Raw genomic sequence first — 17,159 nt, 5'->3', positions numbered from 1 at the left:
GGCCCCTCACGCTGGCAATATTGCCAACTTGTAATGATATATCATTACAATTAGGAGTTGTCAACAAAGGCGACATGCGGCGCGCTTGGGAACATCACGTTACATTGAGGTCAAGAGATTTGAATCAAGCTGGATCTCCCACTAGTTGTAATATACGAGGCTACTGCAGCCTCCGACATGCTGGAGCAAAACGCTTTATTTTAGCATCGCTCTTAATTCATCGATCGACAACATCGGCTCGCGCCGGTGGATCATGGCGTGACAATTGGGGCAAACTGGCCTTAGGTGTTCAACGGGGTTCACCACGTAAGTCTTCTTGATTTTTTTAAGGGGAAGAAGATGGTGCACATGGATGAAATTTTTTCCTCGCTCACCGTAACGTTCGCCAAAGTCGAGGTCGCACCCCTGACAGCGTGTACCGTAGTAACTCAAGCAAGCCGCGCGGGCAGCTTCACTTCGCTCGTAGCGGTTGACTTTGACGCCTGTCACCGCTCCCTCTTCATAAGTTTCCTGTGGAGCCGCCTCGTCTGGAAACAACTGATCAGAGTAACCGCCGGGACCGTTCCAGTACCTAGGCTCAGGACTCATTAATCGAGCCAGTAGCAGCAAGTTGCTGCGATGAGGATTGCGGATAGGAAGGTGTGAGCGCATCGGTCGTATCGGGTGGCGATGCGCCTCCAATCCTTGATCCTACCAAACATGTTCTCGATACGATATCTTTGCCTATAGAGGACTTTGTCGTAGTGGGCCGGGTTGCGTCGCTTCTTACGTGGTGGGATGCAGGGTGAAATGCCTTTGTCTTTCAATCCATTGCGGAACCAGTCGGCGTCGTAACCACGATCTGCCAGTAATTCCTTGGCGTTGGGTAGGCGATCAAGCAGGTGCCGGGCACCCTGATAGTCGCTGGCCTGACCCTGAGTGAGGAAAAACAGCAAGGGCCGTCCCAAGCCGTCGGTGACAGCGTGTAGCTTGGAATTCAGGCCGCCTTTCGTTCGTCCGATGCAGCGGGAAAGAGCCCCTTTTTTAGCAGGCTGGCTGCGGTGCGATGGGCTTTCAAATGGGTGGCATCGATCATCAGCCTGTCGGGTTGACCTGCCTTCCCCGCAAGTGCCTCGAAGATTCGGTTGAAGACGCCGAGCCTGCTCCAGCGGACGAACCGGTTATAAAGCGTCTTATGTGGACCGTATTCCTTCGGCGCATCCTTCCATTGAAGTCCATGTTTCAACACGTAAATGATGCCGCTCACGACCCTCAGATCATCCACGCGCTCGATGCCGTGGGCAAGAGGGAAATAGGGCCGGATGCGGTTGAACTGAGATGGCGTCAGCAAAAACAAATCACTCATGGCAAGTCCTCCTACCATGAGTGAATCAAAAGATCGTCAAATTGGAAAGGATGATTAATTAATAGGGCCTGAGCCTAATGACTGGGCTTCCCCACTTTAGATCAGGCGGCGCGGTGACATAGTTCTCTAACTTGACGAGTACTCCTCTACTCGCCGCCCGATGAAGCGCATGTGCGACCGCAGAAAAGGCGGAGTAGTGGGTACCCGCACCCTGTCCACCTTCACCATAGCGAGTGACGAGTGACTTCCAAAGCTCAGGGCGAGCAGAACGAAGAGCGTCTATGAAATGAGCGGTGTGAAAAGGGCGTGGCGCGACGCTTTTCATCGTCGCAACGATTATGTCATCCGATAAAAGACTGGAGACACGTGACGCGAAGGCTTTCTGCCCGGCAGCACGAGCATCCTCCACGTTTCGGAACTGCTCACTTAGCTCCTCTCCAAGTACGAAGACTGTGTAGATACCACTATTGGTATGCGTATGAGTCTTGTTCTTCAAAATGGTGACTGCTGCAATCTCATCTATTTTGCCTTCGGACATGGGTCGGTGTCCATGGGCATCGAACGCAAGCGCATCTTTGGAAGTAGTCATATCAAGCATTCCAAAAAAAACGGTCTGATGAAACCATTTATCTCGACATATTGCCAGCTGTCGTCACTCATCGGAGGCACCCGTCGCCCCGAAAGATGTGGCCGTAAACAAGCTACGGCGAAACGCCAATTAAATTCGTAAGCAAACGACACGCGGGGATATCGCCACGCGTGCACGCGCTTGCCTCATCAGGAAACGCAAATGCCGGAACCCGCGAGGGTAAAGGCATATGGGTCAACTGTACCTATAGGACACGAGTAGTACCCAACAACACACCCACACAAATAATCAAACCAACCATGAAGGAATACAACATGACCGATGCGCAGATAATCGATGGTTACATCACCATGATGGAGGAAAGGGTATTTGGGGGCTGGGAACCATACCTCATCACTCTCATGTTCAATCAGTTGACAGGCAACGAACAGACCAAGCAACGCCAGATGCTGAAAGAATGTGAAATCGTTTATGCTCGCCTTCTCACAAGGCTGATCAAAAGGCCGCACAATACCCCGACTGAGCAAATGCCGTTCTGGATATCATGCTTCGATTGGCCCGTGAACAAAAGGGAGAAAGCGGCTCTCCCGGATATTCTGACCAATGATGGAATGCATGTTCATGCGTTTTTCATGGTGCCGCCAAATGCGAAAACCGGCGATAGGCTGGGTGACATCGTGGCGCGTTCGCCAAAATCTTTTCTAGTAGGAGAGGGAATGTCGTTGGCGCGGCTGCATGTCGAGCCGATAGAAAAGACTGCGCCGAGGGCAGCGTTGTACACGTTGAAACAGGTGCCGCGAAAAAGAATGACTTCGGCAGACATTTTGGTGCTGCCGAAGTCACAGAGTGAACTTATCTAACCGAGTGCCACCCTTTAAAGGTCAGGCGCAGACTCTTTGGCCTTAGGTTTTGCCGTTCCTACTTTGTGCACATGTAGTTCGAGCGGCGGACCTAACGCCGCCAGCGTCGCCTTCATCCAGAGCTCCGAACCCACTTTATGGGCCATCAAAGACTTCTTGATGTTTGTGAACCGCAAGACCGCATTCACGTCGAATTTCGCACTTTTCATTTCTTTTTGGCGGGAAGAATCGCCGCTTTTGTTCGCAATTAGCGGATTGCTTTTCTTGCTTTCTTTTGTGACCGCCGTGGTACGAGTCGCTTCTTTTTTTTCTTTTTTATCGTCCTCGGCCAGTTGCTTCTCAAGCTTCTTTTTCTCAGAATTGGCCGTAGAGAGCTTTTTGAGGCCCTCTGTCATCATTAGCTTTTTCAGCTTCTTACCGGTGATGCCTTCCTCTACCGCCGACGCAACAGCATTGTAGTAGAAACTAGCTTTCTGCTGCGCCTTCTTTCCAGGTCCCACCATGAATTTAATGGCAAATCGCACTGCATGTTCGATCTGATGAGGCTTTGGCGGCTTTGTTTTTTGCCAAGAACCGTCACAGAATAGCTTCCACTCATTTTTGTCAGCTTTCAACGCTAGACCAATCTCAACGGCTGAAACGATATCACTATAAACCGCCTTGCGATGAGCTTTTCGCCTAGCCTTGAAGGCGTCGTGAAGTGCATCAAGCCTTTCGATCAGAGACTTCCCCCTTTCTTTCTCGGATTTTTTCGGATTATCCGATTTTTCTATACTTCTGCCAAAAGAGCCGGCGTTGGCTTTCTTTAAAGTTTGGACGGAAGACATATTATTTTCCTCCCATATCAATTTCGCGCAGGAGGGCATTGATATCCTCAGCCCGCCATACGGTAACCCGTGGTGAAATCTTGCGTGGTTGCGGAAATTTTCCGGTTTTTACGCCTGCCCAAAAACCTGACTTACTGATTGGTAGGGGGCCATCGGGTCGAACGATCTGGTTAAGGCGTACAAATCCCGTTTGCGGGAAGATGCGGGTCGCAATGTTTTCAGGCTGTTTTTCGTCGCGGATACTTAGGTGTTTCATCGGTTTCTCCGTGTGAGTTGTTGAACACGGAGAAATGATGGCTCGAAACTTATCGATTTATAATTCTGTATTTATCCATGGATGGGGCGTCCAAAAATGGACAGGTATGATGTATTTAAATATTGATTACATTGCGAAAAGCCGTGTTAAATGCTGCGGTCTCAACGATACTCAACTTTTGAGGTGCGAAGGCGGTGGCATGCCCGCCACCAATTAAGCTTATGGTTTTCCGTTCGAGGTCCGGGTCGCCCATCCGAGCAAATATATGAGCGGCAACATAGCGAGCCCGACATACCCAAATGTCGAGATAAGGTTGGTGATTTTCGTACGAAAAGAAGCCGTCCAGAATGAGTTGCAAAAGCGTTTTCCTATTTATGCGGATAGTTGACGCCGCGTATAACAGTGCCAGCGTTTGCTTGTTCTGGCTCCAGCGCTGGTGAAGCAGGGATCGGGACACATATTTTTCTTTGTATGGAAAGGGTGGCTTCGTCGCTTTTAACTCGTCCAGTACGAGCACCGCTTTATTGAGACTTGGAATAAAAGGGCGGCCACGGACACTGAATTGATCAATAGCGTGGTGAAGAAAGGTCATGGCTAGAACTGCCGTGTTTATAACTTTCTCGTCTCGTTCGAATGCGATCCACATCATCTCGAACGAAGGATTCTGTGCGAACGCTTGATAGCCGCCCAAGCTGTCATAAATTTCGATCAAAAAGTCCATGCTTGTGAGGATGTAACGGGCCGTTATGTCTCTCTCCAAACTCAACTGAGCTTCGCCCAGTTTCCATTCAGTATCGTGCATATGGTTTAGTGCTGCGTGCACCATGAGAATTTCCCGCACGCGACGCTCTCTAGGCATAATTAGCCATCCGCCAAAACTTGCGGCGAGAACCTCCTTGTAGCCGGGGTAATACTCCTTGCTATCGAGCAGCACCTGCAAGATTTCCTTGGCTTTGTATTTGCCGACAAGCGCGAGGACGGTTGGACGAATGTGATCTGTCACTTGATGACTGGGAGCCCAGCGCCGCTTCAGTGCATCGAGAGCGGTGACGACATCTCGCATCTCTTCTGATTCCATTACTTCTTTGATGTCGACCATGCTATCCCGCCTACCGTTGGTGAACCGGGCGACCGTATCTGATTCACCAACATTTAAGCAGTGCGATGCGGCATCCACCTTCCAGTAAGAGCAGGTTCGTCCAGTGACATCCGCTTAGTTTTCGGTATTTTAAGCGGTATAGATGTCGATAATCATATATTATATGATATATATCAAAGACTTGTATATCTGTTTCGATTCCCTTCACCCGCTCCAGCTTTCCGCACCTTTACCCGTTAAGTTCAGACAGCATAAGTCTCACAGTGCCGACCAAGCTCTCGCGCAAATTCTCCGCTATAATCGCTGTCTTCATCACAAAATACATCTTTTCGTTGAGATAAGATGCGATGCGTGTTTCGATGCGGCCTGTACGTGCGATTCTTTTGTTTTTGGCATTTATAGTATCTTCGAGAGGCCCATGTCCGTTTCAGATGTGATTTTCCGCCCGTTCGAGACGATGATACGTCCGCTGGATATTCCGTTTCGACCCCTTCCGTCCAAAGGGCCGATTTCGGTTTTGTGGCATTTCATTTCGATGTTTCGCGGCGTTCTTCTGGCGCTGGCCTTGTCGTCCATGGCCTTTGAGGCGATCAATCTGGCGATTATCTGGGGGTTGTCGGTCATCGTTGACGGCGTGACTGCTCAAGGGGCGGCAGCCTTCCTGAATAATGAAATGCCTCTCCTTATTTTCCTGGGATTGCTGATCTTTCCGGCGATGCCTATCGCGTCGTTTCTGCTGAACACGCTGAATTCTCACACGCTCGGTATTGCAATGCCCGCCGCCATTCAGTGGCAGGGGCATAAGGCGGTGGAGCGGCAGGACCTTGCTTTCTTCCACGAGCTTTATGCGGGGCAGGTTGCATCAAGGCTGTCGCAGGTGGCCTCAGCGGTGCAGCAGCAGATTATCAATGCCTTCCAGATTGGGCCGCGTTTCCTGTTGCAGATGGTCGGATCGGTGCTGTTGCTTGCAACGCTTTCTTGGCAGCTGGCGCTGCCGGTTCTGATATGGATTGTTCTCAACGTGCTGCTTGCGGTGAAGCTGGCGCCCGTTTTCACCGAAAGATCGCGGCAATCGGCAAAGCAGCGCAGCCTCGTGTCGGGAGCCATTACCGATCTCTACAGCAATATGCAGATGATCAAGCAATTTGCCGCAGAGGATAGCGAGGCGGGCGCAATCCGCAGGATTTTGAACAAGGCGGTCCACACGCAGCACAAAGAGCAACGGGTCTTTCGGACATCCGAACTCATTGTCGTTTTGTTGAATATGGCGCTTTGGCTGGCCATTCTGTCTGTGGGTCTTTCCGGTCTTGTGAAAGGCTTCATCACCATCGGTGAGTTCGTTGCCGCGGTTTACATTCTTCAGCGCTTGTCCGGGCACACCTTCACCTTTTTGCAGATGGGTCAGCAGATTTTTCAAGCCATAGGCACGATCAAGGACGCTATGCCGGTGATGACCACCCCACCGACGATTTGCGACAATGAGGATGCGTCCGAGCTGAAGGTTGGTCGGGGAGAAATCCGGTTTGACCACATCCGTTTTGCCTATAAGTCTGGCAAGCCGATTATCGATGATCTGTCGCTTACGGTGCATGCGGGAGAGAAGGTTGGGCTCGTTGGGCTTTCGGGTGCGGGCAAAACGACGCTCGTCAATCTGCTGCTGCGTTTCTACGACATACAGGATGGGTCGATCCGTATCGATGACCAGAATATTCGCGATGTCACGCAGGCAAGCCTGCGACGCAATATCGGCGTCATCGCGCAGGATGTTGCGCTGCTGCACAGATCTGTCGGTGACAATATTCGCTACGGGCAACCGGAGGCGACGCAGGAGGATATCGAGCGCGCGGCGAAGGTTGCGAAGGCAGATGGCTTTATCGCGGAACTGGCGGATGGCGACGGGCGGAAGGGGTATCAGGCTTTCGTCGGGGATCGCGGGATCAAGCTGTCCGGCGGACAGCGACAGCGCGTTGCCATTGCAAGGGTGCTGCTGAAAGACGCGCCGATACTTATCCTCGACGAGGCAACCTCTGCGCTCGACAGCGAATCCGAAGCCGCCATTCAGGAGAAGCTGGACCTCGTGATGGAGGGCAAGACCGTCATTGCCATCGCCCATCGCCTGTCCACGATTGCGCAGATGGACAGGATTATCGTGCTCGATAAAGGCCGCATCATCGAGGAGGGGACACCGGAGGAATTGGTAAGGCAGGATGGCCTTTTCGCCCGGCTCTGGAAGCGACAGATTGGCGGGTTCATTCCGGAGGATTGATTTCCACCTATTGGCACTGTCCGGCGTCCGGTTGAGAACTCTGCCGCCTGACCCCATATGGGATCAAACGAAGGAGTTTTTCCATGGGCAAGATAATCGTCGGTTCCGCTCTGCTGGTCTCGACCCTCATGATCAGCGGGTGTCAGACGTGGCATAGTCCTTATCGTGGTACCCAGTGGCGTATGGATCAGGTGATGGATGGTGATCCGTTCCGGGAGGGGGATGGAAACCGGGGTGGAGATTCCGGGAATATTTATATCCGGCGCTGATCCTCTCCGTGACTGATGGCGGCGGAATTTCAGCCGCCTTTATTGCTCGGCTTGTGCGGGGTCTTGTTCCAGACGAAGGGCTTGTAGCGAAGTTCATAAACCGCGCGCCAGGCGGCAGCCGAGAGCATCAGCCAGTAGAGCGGTGTGAACAGCCATTTTCGCCCGACCAGTTTTCGCTCGTGCGCGATCATGCCGCGCAGGCCCATCATCAGGAAGATTGCGTAGCTGGCGATGATGTTGGTGGTATCGATGGCGAAGAAGGTGAGTTGGTAGGGCGAGATTGCGCTCAAGCCACCTGTCCAGAGCATGCACGCAATATAGGCTATATAGGTGAGGAAGAGGGGATGCGTCAGCGATGAGAGCAGCATTCCGCCGATCATGAGATGAAAGACGAGGTAAGCGCGCCAGCCCATCTGGCGTGCAGTGGAAAGCGGTGAGCGCATCATTACCAGCCATGTCTGCAGCCAGCCCTTGAACCAGCGTGCCCGCTGGGCCATCCAGACGGGCAGTTCGGTCGGCGCGTCTTCAAGCGTGGGATAATGGATGACGTCGCAGCGGTAGCCGAAGCGATAGAGCCGCAGCCCCAGATCCGCATCTTCGGTGACATTATAGGGATCCCAGGCTCCGACTTCCTTCAAGGTCGAGGCGCGGAAATGGTTGGAGGTTCCGCCGAGCGGCAGGGGCATCCTGGTTCTGGCCAGCATTGGCAGCATGCGCCGGAACAGTGCCGAATATTCCAGCGAGAAGGATGAGGTGATCCAGGATGTCTCCGCATTGCTGATGATGAGCGGGGCTTGCAGGCAGGCGAGACTATCCGGTGCGTGGCGGAAGCGGGCATAGGCTTCTCGCAACTGGCTGCGATGTGGCCTGTCTTCCGCATCGTAGACGGCAACGAATTCTCCCCGGACGCCTGCCAGCGCGTAATCGAGCGCTTTCGGCTTGGTGCGCGGCAGGGAGGGCGGAACGCGCACCACCTCGAAATGGCGCCCGAGTTCAAGCCGATCGATCGCGTTGAGCGTCATGGGATCGTCTGCTTCACAAACAAGCTTGATATCGAGCCGGGATTTGGGCCAATCCAGACGGTCCAGCGCGGTGACAAGCTGTTCGATGATGGCTTCTTCGCGGTGTAGTGCGACGAGTATGGTGTAGACCGGAAGCTGGTCGTCCTGGGCTGCATCCAGCAGCAGGAGCGTGTTGCGGTCAGGGGCTCGCTGAAGCGGAGAGAGCCGGAAAAGGAGCGCTGCCAGATAGAGCAGCGATGTGAAGATGTGCAGGAGCTGAAGCGTTGGCACGGCGGAGATGCACAGGGAAACCGCAAAGAGCGCGGCACCCGCGCCGATGAAAAAGCCCTGCTTGCCTTCCATGACGATGCGCGCCGAATAATGCGGGCGGGCCTCGAAAAGCTGATTGATCGTCTGGCGGGTTCGTCGCTCCGACCCTGCCTGCCAGACGGCTTCGCGAAGGGCGCTTGGCGTTGTTACCACCAAATCTTTGCGGATGGCGGGCCGCGCCTTCAGCGCTTGCCGGAGCCTGCCGATGGTCTCGAGGTCTGGAACGACCGCGATATATGGTTTGCTGTCTTTTGGCGAAATGCGCACCATCCGGCTGTCTGCCAGCTGAGTGTCGAGTGCGGGTGTATCGACAACGATAGTGGCATCCAGCGTCTCGACAAAGGCAAGGCGAAGGTATCGCGCAAAGGCGCCGTACCACGCATTTTCGGTAACGAGCCCGTTTGCCAGCAATTCGTCTTCAAGCGTCGTGCCGTTACGCTCGGCCAGTTCCGAAAACGTATCGATATAGGGTTTTCCGATGCCGAGCTCGGCCAGAAATGCGAGGTCGTCGCGGTCCGGCGGTGCCGGGCTTAGCAGGAAGGGGTCGTCCTCCAGCGGCTCGAAGGCAACAAAATCGTCCTGCACAAGCATCGCGTTGGGCGAATCTTGTGTATACTCATCCAAACGCAACATCGTACCCAGCCACCCGCAAGTGGTACCCTTACCCAATACCCGTGTCGGATCATATACATGCGCTCTTTGGTTGCACCCCTGAAATTGCTGGGTATTTCTGCATCTCTTCTTTGTGTTTCACTTTTTTCTTCTCAAGGCGCGCTGGCGGAAAGCGCAAGCCTTCCGGTTCTGTTCGACAAGCAGGAGCGTTTGCCCGGCGCCGATCTATCGACCGTGCCGCGGGTGCGCTTTCTGATGTCGGTGGATTTTCCGCCCTTTAATTTTACCGATCAGGACGGACGTCTGGTTGGTTTCCATGTGGATCTGGCGCGCGAAATCTGCGCGCAGCTGAAGATCGAGAGCAAATGCCAGGTGCAGGCGCTGCCATTCGATGAGCTGGAAGCAGCACTGGAAATGGGGGAGGGCGAAGCGGTGATGTCCGGTGTCGCGTCATCCTCTGATCTGCGGCGCAGTTTCAGCTTCACGCGGCCCTATCTGCTTTTGCCCGCGCGTTTTGCCGTGGCGAAATCCGCCAAGCTGGATGGCCAGACCGCTTTGGCACTTTCCGGCAAGAAGGTCGGTGTCATCACCAATTCGCGCCACGAGCAGATGCTGAAGGCATTTTTTCCCAAGGTGGCGGTAAACGGTTTCGGCGGTTACGAGCCCATGTATGAAGCGCTGAAAACCGGCAAGGTGGATGCCATCTTTGCCGATAGCCTGCGCCTGCCGTTCTGGGTTGCTGGCACGGCTTCGGATAATTGCTGCGCCATGTTCGATGGGCCCTATATGTCCGACAAATTTCTGGGCGAGGGGCTTTCCATCATGACGGTCGATCCCGAGAACAAGCTGGTTCCGGCCTTCGATCAGGCACTTGCCGCACTCTCCCGTAATGGACGGCTGGAAGAGATTTACCGGCGCTATTTCCCTTACGGGCTGTTTTAGCGTTTCCAGCAAAAGTGCGAAGCGGTTTTGCGTCTGGACAACGCGTTAGACAAACAATTAGATCACTGGCTGGCCCAGATGATGCGGGCCACCCACTCCACTTCGGCAAGCTCGAAGCTGCGGTTTGGGTGTTCCGGGTTGAGGGATAGAAGCTCGATGGTCTTGGCGGTCTGGCGGGCCAGAATTTTTGCCATGACCTCGCCATCCCGGCTTTTGACGACGACGCGGTCGCCACGGCGCACCTGGGCACCGGGCTCCACGATCAGCACATCGCCGTCGCGGTAAAGCGGCATCATGCTTTCGCCCTGCACTTCCAGTGCATAAACGCCCGCCTTGTTGGCGGGCGAGGCGGGAAAATCCACCACATCCCAGCCCTGACCGACAGGAAAGCCACCATCATCGAAAAAGCCGCCGGAGCCCGCCTGCGCAAAGCCGAGCAGCGGAATGGCGCTGACTTTTCCCACCGTCACATCTTCCGCGGCAATGGCTCTTTCGCTTTTGCCGAAGGCATATCCGAAGAACTGATCGATGGTCGCACCGGTGGCATCGAGGATTTTGGAAACGGATTCCGTCGATGGCCAGCGCTGTCGCCCATCGGGACCAAGCCGCTTGGATTTGTTGAAGGAAGTGGGGTCGAGCCCCGCCTTGCGGGCAAGGCCTGAGGGCGTCAGGTGATGACGGTCGGCAAGCGTATCGATCGCGCTCCAGATATTGTCATGTGAAAGCATCGTTCAATGGCCCGGATGAAACTGCGGCGTCAGGCGGCGTCTGTCAGTCGATGGTAAAATAGCCAACACTCCGAAAAGAGTAAAGAGAAAAAGGAATAAAATCCTTTTCTGCTTTCATTGTGGAAGCGGAGTGTATGCCGCTTTCCAAGCCATTGAACATAAACCCTCTTTCATACACCGGCATGACGTGACGCCGGTTTTTGCCTCATGCAACCAGCATGGGCACGTTGAGCTTGGATAGCTGAATGACCGCCTGCGTGCGGCTATCGACATTCAGCTTCAGTAGAATGGCAGAGACATGCGCCTTGATCGTGGCCTCGGAAACATTCAGCTCATAGGCGATCTGCTTGTTCAAAAGCCCTTCACCCAACATGCCGAGAACGCGGCTTTGCTGCGGTGTCAGCGTTCTGAGCCTGCCGATCAGATCGGTCACGTCCGGGTCCTGATCGCGGCTGGATTGGCAGGCGGCGGGAATATAGACATCGCCTTCCAGAACGGCGCGGATACCGGCGCGAATGTCCTCGATGCCGGAGGATTTGGAGATGAAGCCGGAAGCGCCAAGTTCGATGGCGCGGCGCATCGTGGCGGGATCGTCTGTGGCGGAGACGATGATGATGGGCAGGCTGGAAAATTCCGCGCGCAATGCCATCAGGCCGGAAAAGCCGCTGACGCCCGGCATGGCGAGGTCGAGCAGCATGAGATCGGCCTCCGCTTCGGCATCTGCACAGGCTCTTGCCGCTTCGAAATCACCCGCCTCGATGATCCTGTTGTCGCCTTCGAGCCCGCTGACCGCCTGACGCAGAGCGCCGCGAAAAAGCGGATGGTCATCTGCAATGATGATTGTGAGTTCTGACATGCCGCGCCCCCTCCCAAGAGCATTTCATGTGTACCTCCCCGGACAGGCTGCATGCAGCTATCCTTGACGTGGAGGATTGCGCCAAATCGGCTGCAATACAAGCACTAGATTTGCCAGGGCGGGCCATACACGCGGTTTGGCCGTAAAAATCTGTGTGAAGCGATGGACATCAGCCACCTTTTACGGCACACCCCCTGCAAATGAAGGAGACGCCGCATGAGTGAAACGCCCCCCGTCATCTACAAGATCGTGCCTTCCTCTCTTTGGCAGGAGGCAAGGGAAGCGGGCGTTTTCAAGGGGGCGGCAATCGATTTGACAGATGGCTACATCCATTTCTCCACTGCAGAACAGGTGAAGGAAACGGCGCTGCGCCACTTCACCGGTCAGGAAGATTTGCTGCTGGTAGCCGTCGATGGCGGCGCGCTGGGTGAAAAGCTGGTATTCGAGCCCTCGCGTGGCGGAGACCTCTTCCCGCATCTTTACGGCGATCTGTCGCTGAATACCGTGCTGTGGGAAACGCCGCTGACGCTGGCCGATGACGGCGCACACCAGTTTCCGGAGATTTGAGCATGAGCGGACTATTTTCCTCTGTCGGCCGCAAGGGGCTGTTCCTGCTGGACCCCGAAGTGGCACATGGCGCCTCGATTGCAGCGCTGCGCAGCGGCTTCATTCCCACCTGCCATGTGCCGCATGATCCGCGCTTGCAGCAGAGCGTTGCGGGTCTGGTCTTCCCCAACCCGCTCGGCATGGCGGCGGGTTATGACAAGAATGCGGAAGTGCCCGGTCCGCTGTTGAAGCTCGGCTTCGGCTTTACGGAAATCGGCACGGTGACGCCGCGTGCGCAATCCGGCAATCCCAAGCCGCGCATCTTTCGTCTGGTGGAAAACGGGGCGGTCATCAACCGCCTCGGCTTCAACAATGAAGGACATGCGGCGGCGCTGTCCCGACTGATCGCCGCTGGCCTGCGCGGCATCGTCGGCGTCAATATCGGTGCCAACAAGGATAGTGACGACAGAATCGCGGATTATGTGAAGGGGATCGAGACATTTTCCTCGGTCGCCTCCTATTTCACCGCCAACATCTCCTCGCCCAACACGCCGGGCCTGCGCGATCTTCAGGCGCGGGAAAGCCTTGCCGCGTTGTTGACCGCGGTTCTTGCGCAGCGGGACCTCGAGGCGGAAAAGCTCAACCGCCATATCCCGGTTTTCCTGAAAATCGCACCTGATCTGACCGAAGAAGGCCTTGACGATATCGCCGCCGAAGTGCTGGCGCACAAGCTCGATGGCCTGATCGTGTCCAACACCACGCTCTCGCGCGATGGTCTGAAACCGGGCCGCAACAACCACGAAACCGGCGGCCTTTCCGGCAAGCCACTGTTCGACCTTTCAACCACGGTGCTGGCCAAAATGCGCAAGCGCGTCGGCCCGGACCTGCCGCTCATCGGCGTCGGTGGCGTATCTTCGGCAGAAACCGCTCTTGAAAAGATCAAGGCCGGTGCCGATCTCGTGCAGCTCTATTCCTGCATGGTTTATGAGGGGCCGGGCCTGCCGGGAACGATTGTCCGCGGGCTTTCGCGCATTCTGGAACGCGATGGTGTGGTGAATGTGCGGGAGTTGCGCGATAGCTCGGTGGAGAGCTGGGCGGCGAGCGGGATTTGAACGGCTGACCAGTCGCATCTTCAGAACCTAAAGCGGGTCGCAGTGAATAGGATTCACCGCGACCCGCTTTAGATCATTATTTTCTCGCATGTACGTTATCGTTTAATTGAAGACAATTAAACGCGACATGCTTTAGCCCAGCAGGTTCCCAAACCGCACCGAGTAAATCCGGTCACGCCCCATCAGATGCGCAATAAGCGCATCGTGATTAAACAGCCCGCGCATGGCCTTGTGCCGAAGGTCCAGCCCTCCGCTCATGACGCCGAAGGCAGGCATCAGCAGCCGCGCGCCATCCGTCGCAAAGCAGGGGCGGCGCACGGTTTTGTCGCGGCGGCGGACTGTTGCGGAGGGGTGCAGGTGGCCGGCGATTTCGCCCAGCGCTTCCGCTGCTTTCGCCTTCGGCTCGTGGCGGAAAACGAGGTTTGCGTAGAACATCTCATCGGTGGAAGAACCCGGCAGATCGACCGTGCCATCGGGATCGTGGTTGCCGTTGATCCAGATCCATTCGCGGCCCCGCGCCATTTCGCGGATGATGTCGCGCAGCGGCAGCGGCAGGTGTTCTGAACCTTTGCGATCATGAAAATTATCACCGAGGCTGACGACGATCTTCGGGTCGTAGCGGGTGATGAGGGAGGCGAGGATTTTCAGCGTCGCAATCGTATCATAGGGCGGCAGCATCATGCCGCGGCGGGCAAAGGCCGCGCCCTTTTCCAGATGCAGATCAGACACGACAAGCAGTGAAAGATCCGGCAGATAAAGCCCGCCCAACGGATCGCACAGGGCCGCGACGCCGTTGATGGCGGTCTCGGCGCCCTGGCATTCGAAGCCGGTGGAAAATCTTTCGCTCAAGGCAAGGCGGCTCAGCAATTCCGGTTCAAGCTTTCTTCATTTCGTCAGTTCACGGCACCGCTTGTCAGCGGCTCAGGACATGGCCTCGGCGATCAGCTCGTCGGCGGCTTCGGCCAGCACGTCGTCCTGCGCTTGTCCGATTACCGTCTCGCGTCCGATTTCCAGCATGACCGGCACGGCAAGCGGAGAAACATGCTCAAGCGCGCGGTGATGCGTGTGGCCCTTGATTCGCCTTAGCATATCGCCAAGTCGGGCAATGTCCAAAAGCCCCGCCGAAGCATCGCGTCGCGTGGCTTCCAGCAGGATGTGGTCTGGCTCATGGCTGCGAAGAACGTCATAAATAAGGTCTGACGAAACAGTCACCTGCCGCCCGGTCTTTTCCTTGCCGGGATGGCGGCGCTCGATCAGGCCGGAGATGACGGCGCAGTTACGGAAGGTGCGTTTGAGCAGGTAGGATTCGTCCAGCCACGCTTCGAGATCATCGCCCAGCATATCTTCGTCCAGCAGGTCCGGCAGCGAAAGGCGACCCGATTCAAGGCGACGGCCCATATCCTCCATCGCCCAGATCGCCAGCGAATAATCGGTGGCGACGAAGCCCATCGGCTTCGCGCCAGCGCGCTCCAGCCTGCGGGTGAGCAACATGCCGAGCGTCTGGTGCGCCAGTCGCCCCTCGAAGGGGTACATGACCATGAAGAAGCGCTTGCGGAACGGGAATGTTTCCACCAGAAGCTCGTCGCGCTTGGGGATGATCGACTTTTCCTTCTGGATTGCCAGCCAGTCCCGCACCTGATCCGGCAGGGCATGCCAGCGGGAGGGATCGGCCAGCATGGAGCGGACTTGGTCTGCGAGATAGGTGGACAGCGGAAACTTGCCGCCTGCATAGGACGGTATCTTCGGGTCCAGCGAGAAGGCCTGACTGACGAGGCATTCGTTTTCGCGGATGCCTTCGAAACGCAGCACCTTGCCTGCAAAGAGGAAGGTATCACCCTGCACCAGCTGTTCGAGGAAATGCTCTTCCACCTTGCCGAGAGACATGCCCCCGCGCCCGACCGTGCCCTTGGCGTTGCGCTTGACCATGCGGACATTGAGTTCGGCTGCTTCGACAATGGTGCCGAGGTTCAGCCGATATTGCTGCGCCACCTGCGGGTTGGACACACGCCAGCGCCCGTCCTTCATCTGGCGGATGCGGGCATAACGCTCATAGGTGCGCAGCGCATAGCCGCCAGTCGCGGTAAAATCCACCACGCGGTCGAAGGTCTCGCGCGGCAGGCCGAAGTAAGGCGACGCGCTAGTCACTTCGCGGTAAAGCTCATCGGCATCGAAAGGCTCGGCGCAGGCCATGCCCAGCACATGCTGGGCCAGCACATCCAGCGCGCCCTCGGCAATGGGCGGCGTGTCCTGCGCGCCGATATAGTTCGCATCGAGCGCGGCGCGGCACTCCATTACCTCGAAGCGGTTGGCGGGCACGAGAATGGCTTTGGACGGCTCATCCATGCGGTGGTTTGCGCGGCCTATGCGCTGGGCAAGACGGCTTGCCCCCTTCGGCGCACCGACATGCACGACGAGATCGACATCGCCCCAGTCGATCCCGAGATCGAGCGTTGAGGTGGCGACGACGGCGCGCAGCTTGTTCTCCGCCATCGCGGATTCCACCCGTCGCCTCTGCCCGGCATCCAGCGAGCCGTGATGCAGCGCAATCGGCAGATTGTCCTCATTGATCGTCCAGAGTTCCTGAAAAATGCGTTCGGCCTGCGAGCGTGTGTTGACGAAGATCAGCGTCGTCTGGTGTGATTTCAGCTCGGGATAGAGATCCTGCATAGCATAGCGCGCCGAATGGCCGGACCATGGAATGCGCTCTTCCGTATCGAGGATCGAAATATTGGGCTTCGCGCCGCCCTCGACGGTGATGAGACCGGCAGGCCCTTCCCCCTCCACCTGCGGCGCGAGATAGCGCTGCAAATCCATCGGGTCGGCAACAGTCGCTGATAGCCCGATGGTGCGCATGGCAGGCGCGTGGCGGCGGATGCGGGCGAGCGCGAGCGAGAGCAGATGCCCGCGCTTGGAGGTGACGAGCGAGTGAAGCTCATCCAGCACGACATATTTCAGGTCCTTGAAGAAGCGTTCGGCTTCCTTGTTGGCGAGCAGCAGCGATACCTGCTCCGGCGTCGTCAGCAGAATATCCGGCGGCTTCACCTTCTGCCGCTGGCGCTTGGCCTGCGGCGTGTCACCCGTGCGGGTCTCGACCGTGATCGGCAGCCCCATCTCCGACACCGGCTTCATCAGGTTGCGCTCGATATCGACAGCCAGCGCCTTCAGCGGCGAGATATAGAGCGTGTGCACACCGACGAAGGCCGAACCCGGCGGCACCTTGCCGCGCTCCGCGAGATCGGTGAGCGAAGCCATGAAGCCACCCAGCGTCTTGCCCGCGCCCGTCGGCGCAATCAGCAACATGTTTTCCCCGCCGCGAGCGCGGGCGGAAAGCTCCAGCTGGTGCGCACGCGGGCTCCATCCCTTTTCCGCAAACCATTTCTGGAAGGGGAGCGGTAGCGTGCCAACATGCGTGCCGGCTATCTGAGGGTCGGTGTGTTTCACACCACTAAAGTAGTGAAATTATTCCGTAAAAGAAGGGTGCTTATTGGATGGAAGCATTCCTTTTTTCCGTCATCGTGGGC

Annotated in this window: 17 protein-coding genes; 6 read left to right on the top strand and 11 right to left on the bottom strand. The window is 56.3% G+C overall.

The window, feature by feature from the left end; translation table 11 throughout:
- Positions 1–195 precede the first annotated feature (195 nt).
- From CFBP5473_RS25085 to CFBP5473_RS13575, 3 genes are all read right to left on the bottom strand, one after another.
- Positions 196–489, bottom strand: coding sequence for an HNH endonuclease (locus CFBP5473_RS25085; RefSeq protein ID WP_157835821.1), 294 nt, complete (start codon positions 487–489; stop codon positions 196–198).
- A gap of 98 nt (positions 490–587) precedes the next feature.
- Positions 588–1,345, bottom strand: a protein-coding gene (locus CFBP5473_RS13580; protein ID WP_137394051.1) for an IS5 family transposase whose coding sequence is annotated in 2 segments (ribosomal slippage) — positions 588–1,012 and positions 1,012–1,345 — 759 coding nt in all. Because the reading frame shifts where the segments join, the coding sequence is not laid out codon by codon here.
- Positions 1,346–1,403: 58 nt separating this feature from the next.
- Positions 1,404–1,934 carry a hypothetical protein gene (locus CFBP5473_RS13575; RefSeq protein ID WP_136954368.1) on the bottom strand — a complete coding sequence of 177 codons (531 nt, stop codon included), beginning with the start codon at positions 1,932–1,934 and terminating at the stop codon, positions 1,404–1,406.
- Between the two features lie 314 nt (positions 1,935–2,248).
- On the opposite strand from CFBP5473_RS13575, the gene CFBP5473_RS13570 reads away from it, so the two are divergent.
- Positions 2,249–2,794 carry a hypothetical protein gene (locus CFBP5473_RS13570; protein WP_136954367.1) on the top strand — a complete coding sequence of 182 codons (546 nt, stop codon included), beginning with the start codon at positions 2,249–2,251 and terminating at the stop codon, positions 2,792–2,794.
- A 14-nt stretch (positions 2,795–2,808) separates the two neighbouring features.
- Here CFBP5473_RS13570 and CFBP5473_RS13565 read toward each other — a convergent pair whose 3' ends face one another.
- The 3 genes from CFBP5473_RS13565 to CFBP5473_RS13555 form a co-directional block, all read right to left on the bottom strand.
- Positions 2,809–3,621 (bottom strand): hypothetical protein, encoded by an 813-nt coding sequence (locus CFBP5473_RS13565; RefSeq protein ID WP_027676796.1) that lies wholly within the window; start codon positions 3,619–3,621, stop codon positions 2,809–2,811.
- 1 nt (position 3,622) lies between these two features.
- The gene (locus CFBP5473_RS13560) at positions 3,623–3,877 is read right to left on the bottom strand and encodes a helix-turn-helix transcriptional regulator (RefSeq protein WP_051441393.1); all 255 of its coding nucleotides are present in this window, start codon (positions 3,875–3,877) and stop codon (positions 3,623–3,625) included.
- A 115-nt stretch (positions 3,878–3,992) separates the two neighbouring features.
- Positions 3,993–4,976 (bottom strand): hypothetical protein, encoded by a 984-nt coding sequence (locus tag CFBP5473_RS13555; RefSeq protein WP_027676798.1) that lies wholly within the window; start codon positions 4,974–4,976, stop codon positions 3,993–3,995.
- Positions 4,977–5,394: 418 nt separating this feature from the next.
- On the opposite strand from CFBP5473_RS13555, the gene CFBP5473_RS13550 reads away from it, so the two are divergent.
- Both CFBP5473_RS13550 and CFBP5473_RS13545 read left to right on the top strand, forming a co-directional pair.
- A complete protein-coding gene (locus CFBP5473_RS13550) occupies positions 5,395–7,242 on the top strand; it encodes an ABC transporter ATP-binding protein (protein ID WP_027676799.1) in 1,848 nt (615 codons plus the stop codon).
- An 83-nt stretch (positions 7,243–7,325) separates the two neighbouring features.
- Positions 7,326–7,511 carry a hypothetical protein gene (locus CFBP5473_RS13545; protein WP_084631806.1) on the top strand — a complete coding sequence of 62 codons (186 nt, stop codon included), beginning with the start codon at positions 7,326–7,328 and terminating at the stop codon, positions 7,509–7,511.
- Between the two features lie 29 nt (positions 7,512–7,540).
- Here CFBP5473_RS13545 and CFBP5473_RS13540 read toward each other — a convergent pair whose 3' ends face one another.
- Positions 7,541–9,433 carry a glycosyltransferase family 2 protein gene (locus tag CFBP5473_RS13540; protein ID WP_051441394.1) on the bottom strand — a complete coding sequence of 631 codons (1,893 nt, stop codon included), beginning with the start codon at positions 9,431–9,433 and terminating at the stop codon, positions 7,541–7,543.
- A 99-nt stretch (positions 9,434–9,532) separates the two neighbouring features.
- On the opposite strand from CFBP5473_RS13540, the gene CFBP5473_RS13535 reads away from it, so the two are divergent.
- Positions 9,533–10,396, top strand: a complete 864-nt coding sequence (locus CFBP5473_RS13535) for a transporter substrate-binding domain-containing protein (protein WP_084631808.1) — start codon at positions 9,533–9,535, stop codon at positions 10,394–10,396.
- 62 nt (positions 10,397–10,458) lie between these two features.
- Here the strand turns inward: CFBP5473_RS13535 and CFBP5473_RS13530 are convergent, their stop codons facing one another.
- Both CFBP5473_RS13530 and CFBP5473_RS13525 read right to left on the bottom strand, forming a co-directional pair.
- A complete protein-coding gene (locus tag CFBP5473_RS13530) occupies positions 10,459–11,124 on the bottom strand; it encodes a S24 family peptidase (RefSeq protein WP_027676801.1) in 666 nt (221 codons plus the stop codon).
- Positions 11,125–11,329: 205 nt separating this feature from the next.
- Positions 11,330–11,980, bottom strand: a complete 651-nt coding sequence (locus CFBP5473_RS13525) for a response regulator (protein WP_027676802.1) — start codon at positions 11,978–11,980, stop codon at positions 11,330–11,332.
- A 216-nt stretch (positions 11,981–12,196) separates the two neighbouring features.
- Here CFBP5473_RS13525 and CFBP5473_RS13520 point away from each other — a divergent pair, with 216 nt between their 5' ends.
- Both CFBP5473_RS13520 and CFBP5473_RS13515 read left to right on the top strand, forming a co-directional pair.
- Positions 12,197–12,547 (top strand): DUF952 domain-containing protein, encoded by a 351-nt coding sequence (locus CFBP5473_RS13520; protein ID WP_027676803.1) that lies wholly within the window; start codon positions 12,197–12,199, stop codon positions 12,545–12,547.
- A 2-nt stretch (positions 12,548–12,549) separates the two neighbouring features.
- A complete protein-coding gene (locus tag CFBP5473_RS13515; protein ID WP_027676804.1) occupies positions 12,550–13,638 on the top strand; it encodes a quinone-dependent dihydroorotate dehydrogenase in 1,089 nt (362 codons plus the stop codon).
- 132 nt (positions 13,639–13,770) lie between these two features.
- On the opposite strand, the gene pdeM is transcribed toward CFBP5473_RS13515, so the two are convergent.
- Both pdeM and CFBP5473_RS13505 read right to left on the bottom strand, forming a co-directional pair.
- Positions 13,771–14,505, bottom strand: coding sequence for a ligase-associated DNA damage response endonuclease PdeM (gene pdeM, locus CFBP5473_RS13510; RefSeq protein WP_027676805.1), 735 nt, complete (start codon positions 14,503–14,505; stop codon positions 13,771–13,773).
- Between the two features lie 54 nt (positions 14,506–14,559).
- Entirely contained in the window at positions 14,560–17,079 is a 2,520-nt protein-coding gene (locus CFBP5473_RS13505; RefSeq protein WP_051441395.1) for a ligase-associated DNA damage response DEXH box helicase, read from the bottom strand.
- Positions 17,080–17,159 lie beyond the last annotated feature (80 nt).

Source organism: Agrobacterium larrymoorei, from assembly GCF_005145045.1.
Lineage (GTDB): Bacteria > Pseudomonadota > Alphaproteobacteria > Rhizobiales > Rhizobiaceae > Agrobacterium > Agrobacterium larrymoorei.
Note: the sequence above shows the minus strand (reverse complement) of the source record. Positions and strands in the feature narration are given on the sequence as shown.

Coding starts and splice junctions, on each gene's coding strand:
- CFBP5473_RS13575 (WP_136954368.1), bottom strand. CDS start 1,934: ATGACTACTTCCAAAGATGCGCTTGCGTTCGATGCCCATGGACACCGA.
- CFBP5473_RS13570 (WP_136954367.1), top strand. CDS start 2,249: ATGACCGATGCGCAGATAATCGATGGTTACATCACCATGATGGAGGAA.
- CFBP5473_RS13565 (WP_027676796.1), bottom strand. CDS start 3,621: ATGTCTTCCGTCCAAACTTTAAAGAAAGCCAACGCCGGCTCTTTTGGC.
- CFBP5473_RS13560 (WP_051441393.1), bottom strand. CDS start 3,877: ATGAAACACCTAAGTATCCGCGACGAAAAACAGCCTGAAAACATTGCG.
- CFBP5473_RS13555 (WP_027676798.1), bottom strand. CDS start 4,976: ATGGTCGACATCAAAGAAGTAATGGAATCAGAAGAGATGCGAGATGTC.
- CFBP5473_RS13550 (WP_027676799.1), top strand. CDS start 5,395: ATGTCCGTTTCAGATGTGATTTTCCGCCCGTTCGAGACGATGATACGT.
- CFBP5473_RS13545 (WP_084631806.1), top strand. CDS start 7,326: ATGGGCAAGATAATCGTCGGTTCCGCTCTGCTGGTCTCGACCCTCATG.
- CFBP5473_RS13540 (WP_051441394.1), bottom strand. CDS start 9,433: ATGCTTGTGCAGGACGATTTTGTTGCCTTCGAGCCGCTGGAGGACGAC.
- CFBP5473_RS13535 (WP_084631808.1), top strand. CDS start 9,533: ATGCGCTCTTTGGTTGCACCCCTGAAATTGCTGGGTATTTCTGCATCT.
- CFBP5473_RS13530 (WP_027676801.1), bottom strand. CDS start 11,124: ATGCTTTCACATGACAATATCTGGAGCGCGATCGATACGCTTGCCGAC.
- CFBP5473_RS13525 (WP_027676802.1), bottom strand. CDS start 11,980: ATGTCAGAACTCACAATCATCATTGCAGATGACCATCCGCTTTTTCGC.
- CFBP5473_RS13520 (WP_027676803.1), top strand. CDS start 12,197: ATGAGTGAAACGCCCCCCGTCATCTACAAGATCGTGCCTTCCTCTCTT.
- CFBP5473_RS13515 (WP_027676804.1), top strand. CDS start 12,550: ATGAGCGGACTATTTTCCTCTGTCGGCCGCAAGGGGCTGTTCCTGCTG.